General features: G+C 72.4%; 18 protein-coding genes. 7 read left to right on the top strand and 11 right to left on the bottom strand.

Going from position 1 to position 18,403, the window contains the following annotated elements; translation table 11 throughout:
- Positions 1-56: 56 nt before the first annotated feature.
- Together AB0367_RS09990 and AB0367_RS09985 are read left to right on the top strand one after the other, a co-directional pair.
- The gene (locus AB0367_RS09990; RefSeq protein WP_366225858.1) at positions 57-1,145 is read left to right on the top strand and encodes an S-(hydroxymethyl)mycothiol dehydrogenase; all 1,089 of its coding nucleotides are present in this window, start codon (positions 57-59) and stop codon (positions 1,143-1,145) included.
- Positions 1,146-1,320: 175 nt separating this feature from the next.
- Positions 1,321-1,887 (top strand): PadR family transcriptional regulator, encoded by a 567-nt coding sequence (locus AB0367_RS09985; RefSeq protein ID WP_366225857.1) that lies wholly within the window; start codon positions 1,321-1,323, stop codon positions 1,885-1,887.
- Between the two features lie 143 nt (positions 1,888-2,030).
- On the opposite strand, the gene AB0367_RS09980 is transcribed toward AB0367_RS09985, so the two are convergent.
- The 10 genes from AB0367_RS09980 to AB0367_RS09935 are packed head-to-tail and all read right to left on the bottom strand — an operon-like array spanning position 2,031 to position 10,730.
- Positions 2,031-2,393: a DUF2795 domain-containing protein gene (locus AB0367_RS09980; RefSeq protein ID WP_366225856.1), complete on the bottom strand. Its 363-nt coding sequence runs from the start codon at positions 2,391-2,393 to the stop codon at positions 2,031-2,033.
- A 38-nt stretch (positions 2,394-2,431) separates the two neighbouring features.
- Positions 2,432-2,560, bottom strand: coding sequence for a hypothetical protein (locus tag AB0367_RS09975; protein WP_366225855.1), 129 nt, complete (start codon positions 2,558-2,560; stop codon positions 2,432-2,434).
- Positions 2,561-2,600: 40 nt separating this feature from the next.
- Complete coding sequence (locus AB0367_RS09970; protein ID WP_366225854.1) at positions 2,601-3,299, bottom strand: ABC transporter ATP-binding protein; 699 nt, start codon at positions 3,297-3,299, stop codon at positions 2,601-2,603.
- Entirely contained in the window at positions 3,296-3,997 is a 702-nt protein-coding gene (locus AB0367_RS09965; protein ID WP_366225853.1) for an ATP-binding cassette domain-containing protein, read from the bottom strand. Before AB0367_RS09965 ends, AB0367_RS09970 begins: the two co-directional genes overlap by 4 nt.
- A complete protein-coding gene (locus AB0367_RS09960; RefSeq protein ID WP_366225852.1) occupies positions 3,994-5,004 on the bottom strand; it encodes a branched-chain amino acid ABC transporter permease in 1,011 nt (336 codons plus the stop codon). Before AB0367_RS09960 ends, AB0367_RS09965 begins: the two co-directional genes overlap by 4 nt.
- Positions 5,001-5,867: a branched-chain amino acid ABC transporter permease gene (locus AB0367_RS09955; RefSeq protein WP_366225851.1), complete on the bottom strand. Its 867-nt coding sequence runs from the start codon at positions 5,865-5,867 to the stop codon at positions 5,001-5,003. The genes AB0367_RS09960 and AB0367_RS09955 overlap by 4 nt, the downstream gene beginning before the upstream one ends.
- A 4-nt stretch (positions 5,868-5,871) precedes the next feature.
- Entirely contained in the window at positions 5,872-7,059 is a 1,188-nt protein-coding gene (locus AB0367_RS09950; RefSeq protein ID WP_366225850.1) for an ABC transporter substrate-binding protein, read from the bottom strand.
- Between the two features lie 15 nt (positions 7,060-7,074).
- Positions 7,075-7,656 carry an ATP/GTP-binding protein gene (locus tag AB0367_RS09945; protein ID WP_366225849.1) on the bottom strand — a complete coding sequence of 194 codons (582 nt, stop codon included), beginning with the start codon at positions 7,654-7,656 and terminating at the stop codon, positions 7,075-7,077.
- Positions 7,653-8,045: a roadblock/LC7 domain-containing protein gene (locus AB0367_RS09940; RefSeq protein ID WP_366225848.1), complete on the bottom strand. Its 393-nt coding sequence runs from the start codon at positions 8,043-8,045 to the stop codon at positions 7,653-7,655. Before AB0367_RS09940 ends, AB0367_RS09945 begins: the two co-directional genes overlap by 4 nt.
- A 57-nt stretch (positions 8,046-8,102) precedes the next feature.
- Positions 8,103-10,730: a nitrate- and nitrite sensing domain-containing protein gene (locus tag AB0367_RS09935; RefSeq protein ID WP_366225847.1), complete on the bottom strand. Its 2,628-nt coding sequence runs from the start codon at positions 10,728-10,730 to the stop codon at positions 8,103-8,105.
- Positions 10,731-11,385: 655 nt separating this feature from the next.
- Between AB0367_RS09935 and AB0367_RS09930 the strand changes: the two genes are divergently transcribed.
- The gene (locus tag AB0367_RS09930) at positions 11,386-11,841 is read left to right on the top strand and encodes a hemerythrin domain-containing protein (protein ID WP_366225846.1); all 456 of its coding nucleotides are present in this window, start codon (positions 11,386-11,388) and stop codon (positions 11,839-11,841) included.
- A gap of 73 nt (positions 11,842-11,914) precedes the next feature.
- On the top strand, positions 11,915-12,787 hold the full coding sequence (locus AB0367_RS09925; protein ID WP_366225845.1) for an AraC family transcriptional regulator: 873 nt from the start codon (positions 11,915-11,917) through the stop codon (positions 12,785-12,787).
- 184 nt (positions 12,788-12,971) lie between these two features.
- On the opposite strand, the gene AB0367_RS09920 is transcribed toward AB0367_RS09925, so the two are convergent.
- On the bottom strand, positions 12,972-13,268 hold the full coding sequence (locus AB0367_RS09920) for a TetR/AcrR family transcriptional regulator (protein ID WP_366225843.1): 297 nt from the start codon (positions 13,266-13,268) through the stop codon (positions 12,972-12,974).
- A 120-nt stretch (positions 13,269-13,388) separates the two neighbouring features.
- Here AB0367_RS09920 and AB0367_RS09915 point away from each other — a divergent pair, with 120 nt between their 5' ends.
- The 3 genes from AB0367_RS09915 (at position 13,389) to AB0367_RS09905 (ending at position 18,402) form a co-directional block, all read left to right on the top strand.
- Positions 13,389-14,696, top strand: coding sequence for a tetratricopeptide repeat protein (locus AB0367_RS09915; protein WP_366225842.1), 1,308 nt, complete (start codon positions 13,389-13,391; stop codon positions 14,694-14,696).
- Between the two features lie 118 nt (positions 14,697-14,814).
- Positions 14,815-17,397 (top strand): fibronectin type III domain-containing protein, encoded by a 2,583-nt coding sequence (locus AB0367_RS09910; protein ID WP_366225841.1) that lies wholly within the window; start codon positions 14,815-14,817, stop codon positions 17,395-17,397.
- A gap of 60 nt (positions 17,398-17,457) precedes the next feature.
- Positions 17,458-18,402 (top strand): MoxR family ATPase, encoded by a 945-nt coding sequence (locus AB0367_RS09905; protein WP_366226041.1) that lies wholly within the window; start codon positions 17,458-17,460, stop codon positions 18,400-18,402.
- The last annotated feature ends 1 nt before the right edge of the window (position 18,403 follow it).

Raw genomic sequence — 18,403 nt, 5'->3', positions numbered from 1 at the left:
AGCCGGTACGCCTCAGCGCCTCCTCGCACGGCCGATTGTCTGGTAGGACGACAGGTATGCCTATCAAGACGCAAGGCGTGGTCGCGCTGGGTAAGGGCCGCCCAGTCAGCCTCGAGACCGTCGTCGTACCCGAGCCCGGCCCCGGCGAGGCCCGGGTCGAGGTCCAGGCGTGCGGCGTCTGCCACACCGACCTGCACTACCGCGAGGGCGGTATCAGCGACGACTTCCCGTTCCTGCTCGGCCACGAGGCGGCGGGCATCGTGGAGTCCGTCGGCCCGGGTGTCACCGAGGTGGCCCCCGGCGACTTCGTGATCCTCAACTGGCGCGCCGTGTGCGGCCAGTGCCGGGCGTGCGTGCGCGGGCGCCCGTGGTACTGCTTCAACACCCACAACGCGAAACAGAAGATGACGCTCGCCGACGGCACCCCGCTCTCCCCCGCCCTGGGCATCGGCGCGTTTCTCAAGCACACGCTGGTCGCCGCCGGGCAGTGCACCAAGGTCGACCCGCAGGCCCCCGCCACGGTCGCCGGCCTGCTCGGTTGCGGCGTGATGGCCGGCATCGGCGCCGCCGTGAACACCGGCAACGTCACCCGCGGCGACTCCGTGGCCGTCTTCGGCTGCGGCGGCGTCGGCAACGCGGCCATCGCCGGTGCGCACCTGGCCGGCGCGACCACGATCATCGGCGTCGACGTGGACGCGCGCAAGCTGGCTTGGGCCAGCGAATTCGGTGCCACCCACGTCGTCAACTCCCGCGAGACCGACCCAGTCGAGGCGATCCGCGCCCTGACCGGCGGCTTCGGCGCCGACGTGGTCATCGAGGCGGTGGGCCTGCCGCAGGTCTACGAGCAGGCGTTCTACGCTCGCGACCTGGCCGGCACGGTCGTGCTCGTCGGCGTGCCCCGCCCGGAGATGCGGCTGACGCTGCCGTTCCTGGAGGTCTTCGGCCGCGGCGGCGCGCTCAAGTCCAGCTGGTACGGCGACTGCCTGCCCAGTCGCGACTTTCCGATGCTCATCGACCTGCACCTGCGGGGCCGCCTGCCGCTGGAGAGGTTCGTGACGGAGACCGGCTCACTCGGCGACGTGGAGGAGGCCTTCCACAAGATGGAGCGCGGCGAGGTGCTCCGCTCGGTCATCGTCCTGAGCTGACCGCACTCCTTCGTGGCGCGCCCGTCCTCACCGACGCGGCGCGCCACGGCGTTTTCCGCGCCCGTTTCGAGCCGAACCCCCGGTGAGCCGATTATCGGAAGAGGGTTGTCGGCGATAGGTTCCCGATATATCGTCGAACTATCAGATGACGGTTCGACGGATAGGGGATGCGATCATGAGGTCGCGACACGGGTTCTTTGAGGCCGGAACGTGGCAACGCGGGTTCGGCAGCTTCATCCCGCCGTTTCCGCCCGGGGGCGGGCGCGGCTGGGGTCACCACGGGCACGGAAGGGGGCCGGGGCGCTCACGCGGCGGCCGGCCGAACGTGCGCCAGGCCGTCCTCGCACTGCTACACGAGCGGCCCATGCACGGATACGAGATGATCCAGGAGCTCGAGCAGCGCACCGGTGGCATCTGGCGGCCCAGCCCCGGGTCGGTCTACCCGACCCTGCAGATGCTCGAGGACGAGGGGCTCATCTCCGCCGAGGAGAGCGGGGGGCGCAAGCGGTTCGTGCTCACCGAGACCGGGCGTCCCGAGGCCGAGGCCGCGGCGCAGAACGCGCCCTGGCAGGAGTATGGCGACGAGAACGTCTCGCAGGCGCAGGAGTTCCGCGACGCCGCGTTCGGGATCATGGACGCACTGCGGCAGGTCGGTTTCAACGGCACGAACGAGCAGCGCGCACAGGCGCTCGAGGTGCTGACCGAGACCCGCCGCAAGCTGTACGCCATCTTGGCCGACTGACAACCCACAGACGCGGTCCCGGGGCGTGCGGCCCCGGGGCCGGCCGCGCAGAAGGAAGCAGAAGGCACCCGCCATGCGTTGGTGGACCATCCGCCCCGCGCCGCCGCCGGCGCCACCCGGGACCGAGGCCGGCCCGCGGCAGGCTACGGCCGCCGCGCCGGATCCTCGTTCCGGCCGCCCAGCGCCGCCCAGACCTGGTTGACGGTCTCGAACACCACCTGCTCCGGCAGCGCCTCCAGGGCATCAAGCACCTCGTCCGGCGCGTTCATCTCCGACGCGCCGGCGATCAGGTCGTCGCGGTCGCCCGGCAGGCTCGCCTTCGGGATGTACCGGCCCAGATTGCTACGCGCGTCCACCTCGTCGGCGGTCATGCCGGGCGGCGCGCCGCCCGGACGCGCCCCCTCACCCCCCAGGTCGACCTGACGGGCCTCGAGCTTCGCCTCGTGCCGCAGCCGGTCGTCAAGGACCGCTCCATGCTTGGTGCTTCCTCGCTGCACGGCATCCATGCAGCCGCAGTTACCCGGCCACGGCTCCCCCAAACGGTTCACCCGGACGCAGAACCGTGTCTGACGTGGCTGTGCCGGGTGAACTGGTGCCGCCGGTAGCTCGCGGTCAGCAGGTCCAGACGGTGGCGCCCGTCGTCGAACCGCGTCCACTGCGCCGACTCGCCCATGCGCGCAAACGTAACCCGGCCGGGCCCGCGGCCGAAACGCTCACCGGGCGGCGACCCGCAGCACGTGATCGGTCAGCGACGGGTCGGCGCGCAGCTCGTCCGCGGTGTGCGTGCCGGCCACGACTCCCTCGGCGAGCAGGGCGACCCGGTCCGCCACGGCCAGCGCATGCTCGGGCTGCTGCTCCACGAGCAGCACGGTGAGCCCGCCGCGGGCCAGCTCGGCGACGACCGCGCGGACCCGCTGGGCCAGGTCGGCCGCCAGCCCCTCGCACGGCTCGTCGAGCAGCAGCAGCCGCGGCTGGGTCAGCAGCGCCCGGGCGATGGCGAGCATCTGCGCTTCGCCGCCGGAGAGCTGGTCGCCGCGGTTGCGCCGGCGCTCGCCGAGGCGGGGTAGGAGCTCCAGGACGCGCGCTGCCGTCCACTCCCCCCGCCGCCGCGACAGCCGCAGGTGCTCGGCGACGGTCAGGCTCGAAAACACCCGGCGGCCCTGAGGCACCAGCGCCACCCCGGCGCGGGCCACCCGGTGTGCGGGCCGCCCCGCGAACTCCTCCCCGTCGAGGCGCACGCTGCCGCCCTTCGGCTTGAGCAGCCCGCAGACGGTGTGCACGAGCGTGGTCTTGCCGGCCCCGTTGCGCCCCAGCACGGCCAGTGCCGTGCCGGCCGGCACGGTGAGGTCGACGCCGTGCAGCACGGTCCCGCCGCCATACCCGGCCCGCAGCCCCTCCACCACCAGCGTCACGGCCGCACCCCCGCGTAGGCGGCGGCGACCTCGGGCGAGCGCCGCGTCTCGGCCACGGTGCCGGTGTGGACGTGGCGGCCGGAGTGCAGGACCGTCACGTGGTCGGCGAACCCGTACACCAGGTCCAGGTGGTGCTCCACCAGCAGCACGGCGACCCCGTCCGGCAGTTCGGCGAGCAGCCCGGCCAGCAGCTCGACCTCCGGCGGGGCGAGGCCCGCGGCCGGCTCGTCGAGCAGCAGCAGCGACGGCTCGCCGGCCAGGGCCATCGCGAGCTCCAGCTGCCGGCGCCGGCCGTGCGACAGCGCGCCGGCCGGCACGCCCGCCAGGTCGGCGAGCCCGGCCGCGGCGAGGCGATCGCGGGCGCCCGCGCGCAGCCGTCCCCACGGCCGGCGGGCCGCGACGAGCACGTTGTCGAGGGCGGACAGCGTCGGCCAGACGGCGGGGTGCTGGTGGGTGCGCCCGATACCCAGCCGCGCCCGGCGCGCTGGGGACATGCGGGTGACGTCGCGCCCGGCGAAGTGGATCCGCCCGGCGGTCGGGCGCAGGGCGCCGGCGACGAGGTTGAGCAGCGTCGTCTTGCCGGCGCCGTTCGGGCCGATCAGGGCCCGTCGCTCGCCCGGCGCGAGCTCCAGGCCGACGCCGTCGAGGGCGGCCAGGTCGCCGTAGCTGCGGCCGAGGCCCTCCACCCGCAGGATCATCGCGCCGCCCTGTCTTCGGAGATCTGCTCGGAGATGGCGGCGGCGTCGCGGGACGGAGGTGCCGCGGGCCGGCGCGTGCGGAGCCGCAACAGCGCCGCGCGGTCGCCGAGCAGGCCGTTGGGCAGCAGGTACACGCAGACGATGAAGAGGCAGCCCAGCAGCAGCGGCGCGTGGCCGGCGCCCGCCAGCCAGTCCCGGGTGGCCACCACCAGGCCCGCGCCGACCAGTGCGCCGATCATGGACGTGGCGCCGCCGATGACGACCGCCAGAAGGATCAGCGCGGCCACGTCGAAGCCGCCGTCGTTCGGGGAGATGTACGACTGCACGGTCACCAGCAGGGCGCCGGCCACGCCGGCCAGGGCACCCGCGACGACATAGGCGGCCGTGAGGTATCCGGCGACCGGGTGCCCGCTGGCCCGCATCCGGCGCGCGTCGTCGCGGGTGGCTCGCAGCAGGGCGCCCGCGGGCGAGCGCAGCGCGAGCAGCAGCGCGGTGACGAGGACGGTCACCACGGCGAGGGTGTAGAGGTACACCGCGCCGTCCGTGTCCAGGGCGGCCAGGCCCGGCAGCGGTACCACCCGCCCGAGCGCGAGCATGCCGTCGGTGCCGTGGGTGACGGACTTCCAGCGCCCGGCGACGGTCGTGGTGAGCTCGCCGAGCGCGAGGGTGATCATGAGGACCACGGTGCCACGGGCGTAGACCACCAGCGGCGCGGTGAGCAGCGCGAAGAGCGCGCCGGCCGCGGCCGCACCGAGCAGCTGCACGATGCCGAGGTCGACGTCGTGGTGCACGAGGATGGCGGTGGTGTACGCGCCGATCAGATAGGGTGCGGTCTGGCCCAGCGTGGGCAGGCCGGCCACGCCGGTCAGCAGCGCGACGCTCACCGCGAGCAGGCCGACGATGAGGATCCGGGCGAGCATCTGGTTCGCGTAGTCGTTCAGCGTCCACGCGAACGAGATCAGCAGCGCCAGCAGGGCCGCCGTCGCGGGGTACAGGATCCATCTCATGTGGGTCGCCCGGACGGCAGCAGGCCCCGGGCCCGCACGGCGAGCGCGATCGCCATGGCGCCGAAGAGCGCGAACGGGGCAACGGCCGGGAAGTTCGCGACGCCGACGGTCTGGATCTCGCCGACCGCGATGGCCGCCACGAGGGCGCCGGCGATCGAGCCCATGCCGCCGAGCACCACCACGACGAGCGACAGCATGAGCACCGTGTCGGCGGTGCGCGGGCCGGGGCCGATGATCGGGGCGCCGAGCGCGCCGGCCAGGCCGGCCAGGGCGCCCGCGCCGGCGAGGACGCCGGTGCGCACCGCGAACGGGGAGATGCCGAGCATGGCGACCATGTCCCGGTCGTCAACGGTGGCCCGCACCAGGCCGCCGACCCGGGTCCGGGTCACCAGCAGCGCGAGCCCGGCGGCGATGAGCGCGGCGACGCCGATCAGCGCCAGCCGGTACCCCGGGTAGCTGTGCCCGGCCAGGCGCACGGTCCGGTCGAGCGCGGCCGGCACGACCACGCCGAGGTCGTCCTTGCCGAACAGCGCGATGAGCCGGTCGCCGGCCACCAGCGCGATGCCGAACGTGAGCAACGCCTGCGCGAGGTGCCCGCGGCCGGCCAGCGGCACGAGCATGACCGACAGCAGCGCGCCGCCAGCGCCCGCGGTCGCGGCCCCGACGAGCGCCGCGAGCGCGAGCGAGCCCCAGCTACCGTCGCTGATCTCGGCGGCGGCGTACGCACCGAACGCGTACAGCGTCCCGTGCGCCAGGTTGAGCACGTCGCCCACGCCGAAGGCGAGGGTGAGCCCGGCGGCGACGACGAACAGCAGCAGGCCGTAGGCCACGCCGTCGACCGCCGGGATCAGGTATTCGTCCAACGGGCTAGGCGCCGACCGTCGCGAGGTCCTGCACCAGCACGTTGGCCAGCGCGCGGCCGTCGCTGCGGACCTGACGCAGGTACCACTTCTGGATCGGCGCGTGGTTCTTGCCGAACTGCCACTGCCCGCGCGGGCTGGAGATCTGGCCCAGCTTGGCGAGCTGCTCGTTGATCGACTGCGAGGTCGGGCTGGGCCCGGCCGCGCCGATGGCCCGGTCGAGCACGGCCGCGGCGTCGTAGGAGGCCATCGCGTACGTGGTCGGGGTCGCGTTCGGGTAGGCCTGGCGCCACGCGGCGACGAACTTGCGGTTCTCCTCGTTGTCGAGGTCGGGCGAGTAGTTGCAGACGGTGTAGACGTCCTTGGCGGCGTCGCCCTCGGCCTGCAGCACGCTGCCCTCGGTGACGAACGCGGCGTACAGCGGGATGTCCTTCACGTCGGACTGCTTGTACTGCTTCACGAAGTCGATCGCGGCCTTACCGGCGTAGAAGGTGTAGACCGCCTTGGCGCCGCTGGACTTGATCTGGCTGAAGTACGGCAGGAAGTTGTTCGTCTGCGGGAACGGCGTCCACACGGTCTTGCCGTTGGGGTTGGCCAGCGCGCCGCCGATCTTGGTGAACTCGTTGGTGAAGCCGCCGACCTCGTCGTAGCCACCCTGGTAGTCCGGGCCGATCGCGAAGACCGGTCCATCGACCTTGTCCTTGATGTACTGGGCGATACCCTGGCCCGGGTCGGAGGACATGAAGCTCGTGGTCCACACGCCACTGAGGTCCTTGAGCTCGGGGCGGCCGTTGGAGCCGATCAGCGGGATCTTCGCCTCGCTCAGCAGCGGCGCCACGGCGGCGACGGAGCCACCGCCGACGATGCCGGTCACGGCGATGACGCCGTCGTCCTTGATGAGCTTGGTCGCGGCCGGGACCGCGGTCTGCGCGCCGTCGCCCTCGTCACCGATCTTGAGGTCGATCGGGTGCCCGCCGAGCTTGTTGTCGTGCAACTTGAGGTACAGCTCGAAACCGTTCTTCAGGTCGGTGCCGACCGCCTGGTAGGTGCCGCTCAGCGAGCCGAGGAAACCGATCTTGAGGGTGGAGGCCGCACCGGCGCCGCCGGACTTCGCATCGTCCTTGGCGCACCCGGCGCCCGCGAGCACCAGGCCGGTGGCCAGCGCGACGCTGACCAGACGTCGTTGCAGGGACATTGTTCTCCTTGAGGGTTATCGGCGAGCGCCGGCGCGCTGCGCGAGGGCGTGCTCGGTCACGGCGACGAGAATCTGCTTGGCCGACGCCCTCGACCGCACGTCGGCGTCGAGCATCGGGACACCGCGGTGGACGGCCAGCGCGTCACGGATGTCCTCGACGTGGTAACGCGCCGCGCCTTCGAAGTTGTTGACGGCGATGACGTAGGGCAGGTGGCGGTTCTCGAAGTAGTCGATGGCGCCAAAGCAGTCCGCCAAGCGCCGGGTGTCGGCGATGACGACCGCGCCGATCGCGCCCCGGCACAGCTCGTCCCACATGAACCAGAACCGCTTCTGGCCCGGGGTGCCGAAGAGGTATAGGACGAGGTCGGAGGCGAGCGTGATGCGGCCGAAGTCCATCGCCACCGTGGTGCTGCCCTTGTCCGGCACCAGGGTGCTGTCGTCGTGCCCGACACTGGCGGAGGTCATCACGGCCTCGGTCGTCACCGGCGGGATCTCGGAGATCGCGCCGACGAGCGTGGTCTTGCCCGCACCGAAGCCGCCCGCAACGATGATCTTGACTGCGGTCGGGTGCCCCGTGCGCCGGTACGGATCGGTCACGACGGGCCCCGCACGGCTGGGGTCAGCGCGTCACCGATGCGGTTGGCCAGCTCGGTCATCTCATACGAGACCTTGCCGACGTCGGCGTCGGGCGAGGCGAGCACGAGCAGCGACGCACCGTCGCTGAACGCCATGCAGAACATGAACCCGCCGTCGAGCTGGGTCACGTTGGAGATGACCTGGCCGGCGTCGAAGAAGCGGGCGGCGCCGGCGAGGAGCGCGACGAGACCGCTGCCGGTGGCGGCGAGCTGGTCGGCCCGGTCCCGGGGTAGTGCCCGGGTGTGCGCCAGCACGAGGCCATCGGTCGAGATCGCCAGCGCATGGCTGACATCGGGTGTGCGGCTCGCGAAGTTATCCAGCAGCCAACCGAGATTACTCGGGTCGGTCACAGACGTGGTCCTCTCCAGCTGTCGCAGGTACATCCAACGGTTCCCCCCAAGCCAGGCTCAGCCTTGCGGGCGTCGGTTCACGACGCCGCGCGCGTACGCCGACATGGCCGCCGCGACCCGGGAGGGATCGCGCTTCGGCGTGCTCGGCAGGACCGCGACGCCGGGCCGGGCTGCCGGCTCGGCCGCGCCCGGCACGAGGTGGCGCCCCGCCGCGCGAACCGGCAGACCCGCGGCGGTCGTGGAGCTCACCTCCGGCGTGGCGGCCGCGGCCGCGGCCTGCCATCCGGCGTCGGCGCCGGACTCCCAGTTCGACGGCTCGCTGATCGTCTCGAGGTCGGGCGGCGTCTCGTTCTGGAACCAGCCGTTGACCGACTGGAAGATCCGCAGTTCGATCGCGTCGTCGGCGACGGCCAGGATCGCCGGCACCTCCGGCTCGGGCAGCGGCGGCCACATGCCGGGGCCGGGCGGGGCCGTCTGCGGGGCGGGCTGCGCCGACGGTACCGAGGCCAGTTCCTGCGTCGAGCACTGCCGCTCCGGCACCTCGAACAGGTCGGGCTCGGCGGGCCGCTGCGGCGTGAACAGGTCGCCCGCCGGGCGGCCTCCGTTGCCGACGTGCTCGGCGGTGACGGTGACCGGCGGCTGCGGGGCCGCTCGGAACACTTCTGCCGGGATGACGATCTCGGCCAGCGTCCCGCCGGGCTGGCCGGGGCGCAGCTGGACCTCGATGTCATACCTCGCGGCGATGTGCCCGACCACGGTGAGACCCATGGCGCGCACGGCGGCGATGTCGATCGTGGGCGGGTGCGCCAGCAGCTGGTTGAGCTGCTCCCGCCGCGACGAGGACAGGCCCACGCCGGTGTCCACGATCCGCACGATGACCTGGTCGCCCAGCGCCTGGCCGGTGACCCAGACCTCCGACTCCGGCGGCGAGTACGTGGTCGCGTTGTCCAGCAGCTCGGCGAGCAGGTGCACGATCTCATCGACCGCCTCGGCGACGACCACCACGTCGTCGACGCTGCCGAAGCGGACCCGCACGTAGTGCTCGATCTGGGAGATGGCGGCCTGCAGCACCTTGCCCAGCGGCGCGTCCTCGCGCCGCACGCGGGCGGCGCCGGAGCCGCCCAGCACCAGCAGGCTCAGGTTGATCCGAGCCATCCGCGTGGCCAGGTGGTCCAGCTGGTACAGCTCCTGCAGCCGGTCGGGATCGGTCTCGTCCCGCTCGACCTTGTCAACCTGGGCCAGGACCGCGTCGACCAGCCGCTGCTCGCGGCGGGACAGATGGACGAAGATCTCGGCGACGTTGGAGCGCATGACGGCCTGCTCACCAGCGATCCGGACCGCCTCGCGGTGCACGGCCCGGAAGGCCTGGGCCACGTCCGCGACCTCGTCGGCGCCGCCGACCACCAGGGTCGAGGACGCCTGGGCGGCGACCTCGTCGGGGTCGACCGTGCCGGGCGCGGCGGCGCGCAGGTCCGCCACGATGGAGGGCAGCTGCTCGTAGGCGACGGTCCGGGCGGCGTCGTGCAGATACCGCAGCCGCCGGGTCAGGCGCCGGGCGACGACACCGGTGAGCGCGATCGCGACGAGCAGCACGATCGCCACCCCGGCGCTCTGCAGCACGGCGCGGGTCACCTGGTCGTCGTGGAGCACGGCGACGGACTGCTCGACGCTCTCGTCGACCTGCTGCTCGACCTGGTACAGCAGGCCCTCCCAGCCGGACATCGCGTTGATCCAGCCGGCGGAGTCAAGCTCGATCGGCGAGCCGGTCGCGGTGCGCCCGACCTGATCCTGCAGGCGCTGCGCGGCGACGACCTGCTCGCCCATGCCGGCCTGCTCGTACCAGCTGCGCCACCGCGCCGGGGCGAGCTGGTTGAACGAGACCGTCGCCTCGATGAAGCTCGTGCGGGTCGCGGTGATCTCCTGCTGCAGCGCGGGCGTGAGCTGCCCGGCGGCGATCGCCCGCAGCACGGCGGCCTGCTGCTGGCCGACGGCCTCGGCGGCGCGGGAGAGCGCGGCCGCGGCGCGGATCTCGTCGGCGAGGTCGGTCGGGGCGCCGGAGCGGGCCACCGACTCGCGGTAGGCCAGCAGGTCGGCGATGACGATGCGGTAGCTGAACGCGACGGCGGACACCGAGGCCCGCTTGTCGTTGCGGACCTGATCGCGCAGCCCGGTGATGGCGTTGACACCGGTGTCGATGCGCGACAGCCTCTCCGAGCCCCTGCCGGCGAGGCTGCGGCGGCGCTGCTGGTAGACCCGGACCGCGTCGTCGGTCAGCGTCGTCTGCTGCTGGTAGGCCTCCGCCAGCGCCGCGTCGTTGCTGAGCACGACGTTGACGGCCGCGGCCCGCTCGCGCTGCAGCGCGTGGGCGAGGCCGCCGGCGTTGGTGGCGAGCGCGGCGAGGTCCTGCAGGGTGCTCGCCCGGTTCACCTCCTGGACGGTGGAGACGAACGCGACGCCCGCGAAGACGACGACGGCGACGAGCGGGACAGCGACGATGAGGCGGAGCTGGTCGACGATGCGCCGGCCGGCACGTTGCCGGCGCGGCTGCTCTTCGCCGCGGTGCGGCGGCTGCTCGCGACGGGTGAGCGCGGCGGTGTGACGGGCGGACCGGTGCTCGGGGCTCTGCCGCGGGTCGCGACCGTGCCGTTGGGCGGGCACGGGCAGCGAGCTCTGGCTTTGGGTCACGAAAAGTCCCCGCAGGCATCCGAGATTGACAATGCGTGTCGGACGCGGGCCAAGCCGGCGCAGGCGCTCTGGCACCCAATGTCCCGGAACTCGCATCGACGTTGTGCACGATCACAGCTCGGCCGATCCATGTCAATACCGATGTACGCGATCGAGCGCCGATCGCCTCATTCCTACTCATCCGTTCGCCCGGTTCTTGGCCAACACGTACGGACCCAAACGGCTGTACTCGCGGTATTTTTAACTGACATCTTCCGATGTGAACAGCCCCGACGCGACGCGAACTTTACGCTGCCGTAACAACACGGAATGAAGTTTGAAGATTACGACGGGTCACTTATTGTCATACCCGGATATCTTCTTCCGACAATGTTTCCGCCGCGGCGAATATCTCAGCCGCCCACGCCGACTGCCCGGGGCCCGGCGCACGGGCGACCGCCGAAGCCGAGCCGGGCCGGCACCGCCGTGGACTCCGCGAACCGGTCCGGATCAGGGCATTCATCCGCCCGACCGGCAGGCCGACCACCTCCCCGGCCCCGGCGATGGCGACGCCGGACGGGGCACTGTGCGCACTCTGGGCGAACCGGTTCGCCCATTCCGCCACGCCGCTGCCCGCGACGCGGGACCGTGGAAGGGACGCACATAGGAGGAAACCATGGCTTCCGACGCCGTCACACTCATCACGAACGACCACCGGGTCATGGAGCGGCTCTTCGAGCGCCTGCGCTCCGGCCGCGGCGACCGCCAGCTGCTGCTGGACGAGTGCGCCGCCCGCCTCACCGCGCACAGCCACGCGGAGGAGCAGAAGGTGTACCCCGTGCTGGCCGGCCTCGACGCGCACGCCCGCGAGGAGGCGCACACCGGCGCCGACGAGCACCACGAGGCCGAGCGGCTGCTGCACGACCTGCAGCGCATCTCGCCCGAGGGACCGGGCTTCGACGACACCCTCGAGAACTTCATCGCGACCGTGGCGCGGCACGTGGTGCACGAGGAGGACGAACTGCTGCCCACGCTGCGCGAGGCGCTGAGCGAGGAGCGGCTCGCGGAGGTGGGCGCCGCGTTCGAGGAGGTCCGCATCGCCGAGCTGGCGGTGGCCGGCATCCGGGTGTAGGCCTGCCGCAGGGCGATTGCCGGGTGATCCAGCGGTTGCCGATCGGCCCACCTTCGGTACAGTCGGGCTGGTCATGGTCAGTTTCGGCCTCACCGGTGATCCCGTCAGCGCGGCGCGGCTTAGCGACCTGCCGATCGGGCGCTGCGCCGTGCGGACCGCGGACCACGTCGTGATCCTGGTCAGCGCCGGTCAGGGCACGCATGAGCTGGACTTCGTGACGTACGCCTGCCGCCCCGGCACCCTGTTGTGGGGCCGCCCGGGCCAGGTGCACCGGTTCGGCGGGCAGACGGGCTTCGACGCGACCGTGCTGACGTTCTCGCCGTCGCTGCTGCCCGAGCTGCCGCTGCCGGAACTCGTCGCCGACCCGTTCGCGCCCGCCTGCTGGCAGCCCGCGGGCGAGGACGAGGAGGCCATCGTCGCCGAGATCGCCCAGATCGGTGTCGACCAGATCCGCTACGGCGGCACCCCGTTCGGCGAGACGCTGCTGGCCCACTCGGTGGCGGTGCTGCTCATGCGCATCGCCGCCCTGGCGCCCGCGCCCCGGCGCGGCCCGGCCGACCTGCTCATCGGCCTGCTGCGCGCCGAGCTGGAGCGCGAGGTGCGGCACCGGCGCGTCGAGGACTACGCCGAGCAGTTGCGCTGCTCCGTGCGCACGCTCACCCGGGCCAGCCTCGCGGTCACCGGCCGCAGCGCCAAGCAGCTCATCGACGAGCGGGTGGCGCTGGAGGCCAAGCGGCTGCTGGCCACGAGCGGGCTGCCGGTCGCCGACGTGGGGCGGCGGCTGGGCTTCGAGGAGCCGACCAACTTCGGCCGCTTCTTCGCCCGCGAGACGGGCCAGTCGCCCGGCACGTTCCGGGCCGTCCTGCGCCGCTCCCCCGCGCCGCGGGTGCCGCACCAGCGCTCGGCCCTGCCCGGCCGGTTGACGCCGCGCACCGTCCTGACCTGATTTCGGTAGGCGCGCGCGGCGCACCCGGACCATCCACACAGCGGCTGGCCACCCAATCCGCCTTCATACGGAATATCGGATATATCCGGGCAGCCGTCGAAGACGGAACCGGCCGCAGGCACATGCTGCACGAACTTACTTACCCGAGATATCGGATAAGTCCGGCCCTCTCGCCACCGAGCCGTCAAGGGGTGATCCGGCATTGCGCCGGCTTGCCGGACGCCGGCCCCTTCGGGGGCGTACTCAGCTCCAGCGCGTAGAAGGCCGGGCGGGTCACGCCCGCGGCGCGGCAGATGTCGCTGACCGTCGCGTTGGCGTAGCCCTTCTCGGCCACCGTGTGCACGAGCGCGTCGTAGAGCCGCTCGCGCTGGTTGGCCGCGACGACCTCGGGCGGCACGCGGCTGGGGCCGCGCTTGATGGCCCGGGACGGGTCGCGGCCCTCCCGCGCGCCGGGCAGCGGGCTCAGCGATTCTTTCGCCATCTGACAAGTATTGATCGCAGGCCCGACCCGGCCCCGGCGAAGCACGCCGCCACGGGCTCGTCACACAATGTCCGCCCCAACGGGTGGCGCCCCGGGAGGTGGACAGGGCACAGTATCCGCGTGTCCTCGTCCGCCCAGTTGGCCAACGCCGTGCAAGGTGCCCGGGCGATCGCCGCCCAGGGCGACAAACGGGGCGCGCTGACGCTGCTCAGCCGGGCGCTCGCCGCCGCCGCCTCGACGCTCGGGCCGGACGATCCCGACGTGCTGGCCACGATGGGCCAGCTGGCGCGGCACCACGTCGAGCTCGGCGACCTCGGCGACGCGCGCCGGGTGCTCGAGGAGGCGTTGGCCGCGGGCCACCACCGCCTCGGCGACGGGCACGCGGTGATGCTCGGCCTGTCCTACGAGCTGGCCCGGATCGCCGACGAGCTCGGCAACGTGTTCGAGGCCAAGCGCCGCTACGGCCAGCTGGCCAGACTCGGGCCGCAGGCACTCGGCGACGGGCACCCGAGCGTGCGCGCGGCCCGGCGGTATCTGGGCCTGCCCGAGCCGGCGGGAGCGGTGCACGTGCCGCAGCGCCCGCCGCCGACGTTCGACCCGGTGACGCCGCCGCCATCACACGCCACCGTCCCACCGGCCCCGCCGCTACCTCCGCCGCCACCGCAGCCGGTGTCCGCACCACCCGCCGACGAACGGCCGGTCTCTCAGCCGGAGGCGTGGGACGTCGACCGGCCGGCGATGTCGCCGCGGACCGTCCAGGCATCCGGGTATGCCGCGCAGGCCGGTGATCCGGAAGATCCAGATGAGCTGGATGAACTGGACGAGGACGACTACCACCCGGCGCCGTGGCAGCGGGTCGCGCCCGGGGTGCTGCGGCGCCCCGGCCACGAGCCGATGTCCGGCCCGTCCTGGCAGGCCGCCCCGGTGCCGACGGCGGCGGCGACCGCACCGCCACTGCCGTCCGACGGCTCCCCTCGGCGGCGCCGCTCACCGCTGGTCGCCATCCTCGTCATCGTCGTCGTCGCGGTCCTCGGCGGCGGGATCGCCACGGCCGTCACGTACTTCGCGGCGAGCCGGGACGAGACCGCCGCGCCGCCGTCGACCGGGCCGCCCTCGTCCGTCCCGCCGTCCGCGGCGCCGGGCGCCGGGCCGGCCGGCAACCCGCGGGCCCCGGGCGGCCTGAAGCTCAGGGACGACAAGTCCAGTGTCACGCTGACGTGGAAGGACCCGAGCGGCGGCAGCGTGCCGTTCGTGGTGGCCGGCGGGGCGCAGGGCGCGATGCGCGAGCTGCAGGGCCTGCCGGCGGGCAGCACGCAGGTCACCATCAACGGCTTGAATCCGAAGCTCGAGTACTGCTTCACCGTCGCCGCGGTCTACGGCACGCAGGACGTTCAGCTCTCCGACCTGGCGTGCACCTCGCGAAAATGAACGCCACACCACCGTGCGTGTCAACAAAGGTACTGAGCGCACCCTACGGGTATCCACCACACATCGACGGGAATATGATGGGCGCCGGTTTTCGGGAGGGGGCCGGGATGGTGGGGCAATGCGGCTGAACCTGCGCTCGCGCAAGTTCGGCGGGCTGGTGACACTCGGCACCGTCGTGGCCCTGGTCTCGGTGCTCGGGCTGACGTTGTTCGGCACCGGATCGGCCAACCACGCGGTGGCGAGCTTCGACGTGAGCGCCTGGCTGTGGAGCACCGACAAGGGCGAGCTCGCCCGGGTCAACGGGGTCACCGGCAAGGTCGACACGCGCACCAAGATCACCGATGCGCAGGGCCACACGATGCAGGTGTCCCAGAGCGACCGGTTCGTCATCCTCCGGGACCTCAACACCGGCAAGATCAGCGTGCTGGACCTGTCCAGCCTCAGCATCGGCGCGACCACACAGTCGATGCCGGGCCTGGGCGTGACCGTGGCCGTGCAGGAGGACAGGGCGTTCGTCGTCGACACCGTGCAGGGCCAGGTCCGCCAGCTCGACCCGGCGACGCTGCTGCCGGTCGGCGAGACCCTGAGCTTCCCGCCGGGCATCTCCGGCGGCGCGTTCGACGACAGTGGCCGGCTGTGGCTGCTGGTGCCGTCCGAGGGCACGGTCGTGGCGATCGAGCCCGCCCCGGCGAAGAAGGCCTCCCCCTCCGGCGGCCAGGGCGGCGGGTTCGCCGGCAACCCGGTGAAGGTGAAGACCGTCGGCGTCGCCGACCCCAGCCACGACCTGACGCTGTCGATCCTCGACTCCGGCGTGGCCGTGCTCGACAAGACCGCCACGGCCCTGACCACGCTGCGCGGCGACGCCGTGAAGAAGGTGCCGCTGCACCTCGACGGCGAGAGCGCGATGCCCGGGCGCACGGTCGGCGGCGATGTGCCGGTCACCATCATCGACGGCAGCCACGTGTATGTCGTCAACAACGACGCGGTCCACGACTTCGCCGTGCCCGGCGACAGCCCGAAGCTGCAGCCGTGTGTGGCCTGGGCGGGCCGGCTGTATTGCGCCGACGACGCCACCGGGACCGTCTACGTGCTGGACACGCAGGGCAAGGCGCTCGAGCCGATCCGGATCCAGGCCGGCGGCAAGCCGCTGGAGATCGAGGTCCGCGAGGACCGCATGTTCATCAACGCGCCCGGCGGCTCGACCGCGCGGGTCGTGGACAGCAAGAACCACGTGACCACCGTCGACAAATACGCCAACGACGTCCTCGGCGGCGACGCACCGCCCGCTCCGCCGCCCCCGCCGGCGACGAAGCCGCCGGTCGGCCCGCCGGGCGCGCCGAGCCGGGTCAGCGCGGTGGCGGGCAACGCGACCGCGCGGGTGACGTGGACCGCCGCCCCGCCCAACGGCAGCGCCGTGACGAAGTATGTGGTCGAGGGCGACGGGCAGCCGCCGCACGAGGTGGGCGCCAGCCAGCGCTCGCTGGACCTCGCCGGGCTGACCAACGGCCAGACGTACAAGTTCACCGTCTACGCGGTCAACGCCAAGGGCAACGGGCCGAAGAAGGCCGCCAACCCGGTGGTGCCGACCCGCGAGGTGCCCGATCCGCCGGCAAGTGTCGCCGCGACCGCCAACCCGGACGGGACGGTCACCGTGACCTGGCCGGCCGCGAACGGGCAGGGCCACAAGATCCCCAAGTATGTCGTGACCAGCGTATCCACCGCGGAGTCGAAGACCTACGAGTCCGCCCAGCCGTCGCTGACGGTGCCGGCCGGCGACCTGCCGTACGGCACGCAGGTCGCGTTCAGGGTGGCCGCGATCAACGACATCGGCGCGAGCTCGGAGCAGTCGCCGCTGAGCCCGTCCGTGGTGCCGTTCAACAAGCCGGGCACGCCGGGCTCGCTGACCGTGAAGGCGGTGGTCGACAAGCGCGGCGCGGTCGTGGCGTCGTGGAGGGCGCCGCAGGACAACGGCACGCCGATCACCGGATACGAGGCGACGGTCAACGGCACCAAGATCAGCATCGACACCACACTCACCCACGAGTTCGGCGGGTTCAAGGACGCCGAGCACGTCACGATCCAGCTGCGGGCGATCAACAAAGCGGGGATGGGCGCCGCGGCCTCCGGCGCCGCTGACACCCTCGCCCAGCCGACGATGACCGTCGACGACGGCGGCGACACCGCCGCGCTCAACTCGATCACGGCCCGCTTCACCGCCACCGACGGAGGTGGCGCGCCGGCCACCTGCCGGCTCGACGTGGCCGGCGCCGGCGGCGTGCAGGGCAACTGCTCAGGCTCGCTGACCATGAACGGGCTGTGGCCTGGCACCGACTACAGCTACACCGTGACGATCACGAACACGGCCGGCATGACCGCGAGCGGCAGCGGGTCGATCAGCACCCCGGTGTACAAGGGAACCGTCGTGTGCACCGTCAACAGCTACTGCGGCCGCGGCGCCAGCAACGGCGGCATCTGGGTATACAAGACCCCGTCGCAGAACGGCACCGTGGTCGGGGACGTCTACGCCCCGGACAGCTACGTCGCCATCTGTCAGACGAACACCAACGTGAGCGTCAACGCCGAGCCCTACGGCGGCAAGAAGAGCACGCAGTGGATCAAGATCCAATTCCAGGGCGAGAATTACATCCCCTACGCCTGGTTCAATCTGCCCAGCGGCACGGGGCCGCTGAAGCAATGCTGATGGAGCATCGTGATCTCGCCTGAACAGTCCGCGGAATCTGGTCAACCCGCCAACGAGGAGGTGGTCGCGGCGGCCGAGCTGGTCGGCCGCCTCGCGCGCAACATCGAGTCGATCGTGCTGGGCAAGCCCCAGGTGGTGCGGCTGACCATGACCGCGCTGCTGGCCGAGGGGCACGTGCTGCTCGAGGACGTGCCGGGCGTCGGCAAGACCACGCTCGCCCGGGCGATGGCGGCCAGCGTGCAGGGCCAGTGGCGGCGCATCCAGTTCACGCCCGACCTGCTGCCCTCCGACGTCACCGGCGTGACGATCTTCAACCAGGCGACCCGCGGCTTCGAGTTCCACCCCGGGCCGGTGTTCGCCAACATCGTCATCGCCGACGAGATCAACCGGGCCTCGCCCAAGACGCAGTCGGCACTGCTGGAGGTCATGGAGGAGCGCTACGTCACCGTCGACGGCGTGCGGCACGGGGTTCCCCGGCCGTTCCTCGTGGTCGCGACCCAGAACCCGATCGAGATGGACGGCACATACCGGCTGCCCGAGGCGCAGCTGGACCGGTTCCTGATGAAGCTCGCCGTCGGCTACCCCAGCGAGGCGGTCGAGATCGAGGTGCTGCGCGGCGCGGTGACCCGCTCCCCCGAGGCACTGGACCCGGTCACCGACACGCAGGCCGTCGCCCAGCTGGTGCGGCTGGCCCGGCGCGTGCACATCGCCGATCCGCTGCTGGGATACGCCGTGAGGCTGGGCAACGCGACCCGCTCGCACCCGCAGGTCCGCATCGGGGTCAGCCCGCGCGGCGTGATCGCGCTGACCCGCGCGGCGTGCGCCTACGCGCTCACCGACGGGCGCGGCTACGTCGTGCCCGAGGACGTCAAGGCTCTCGCGGAGCCGGTGTTCGCGCACCGGCTGGTGCTCTCGCCGGACGCGCAGGTGCGCGGCGTGGCGCAGGCCCACGTCGTCCGCGAGGTGCTCGACGCGGTGTCCGTGCCGTCTCCCGTCGCGGCCTGAG

This window comes from Dactylosporangium sp. NPDC051484, assembly GCF_040689395.1.
Taxonomy (GTDB): domain Bacteria; phylum Actinomycetota; class Actinomycetes; order Mycobacteriales; family Micromonosporaceae; genus Dactylosporangium.
Note: the sequence above shows the minus strand (reverse complement) of the source record. Positions and strands in the feature narration are given on the sequence as shown.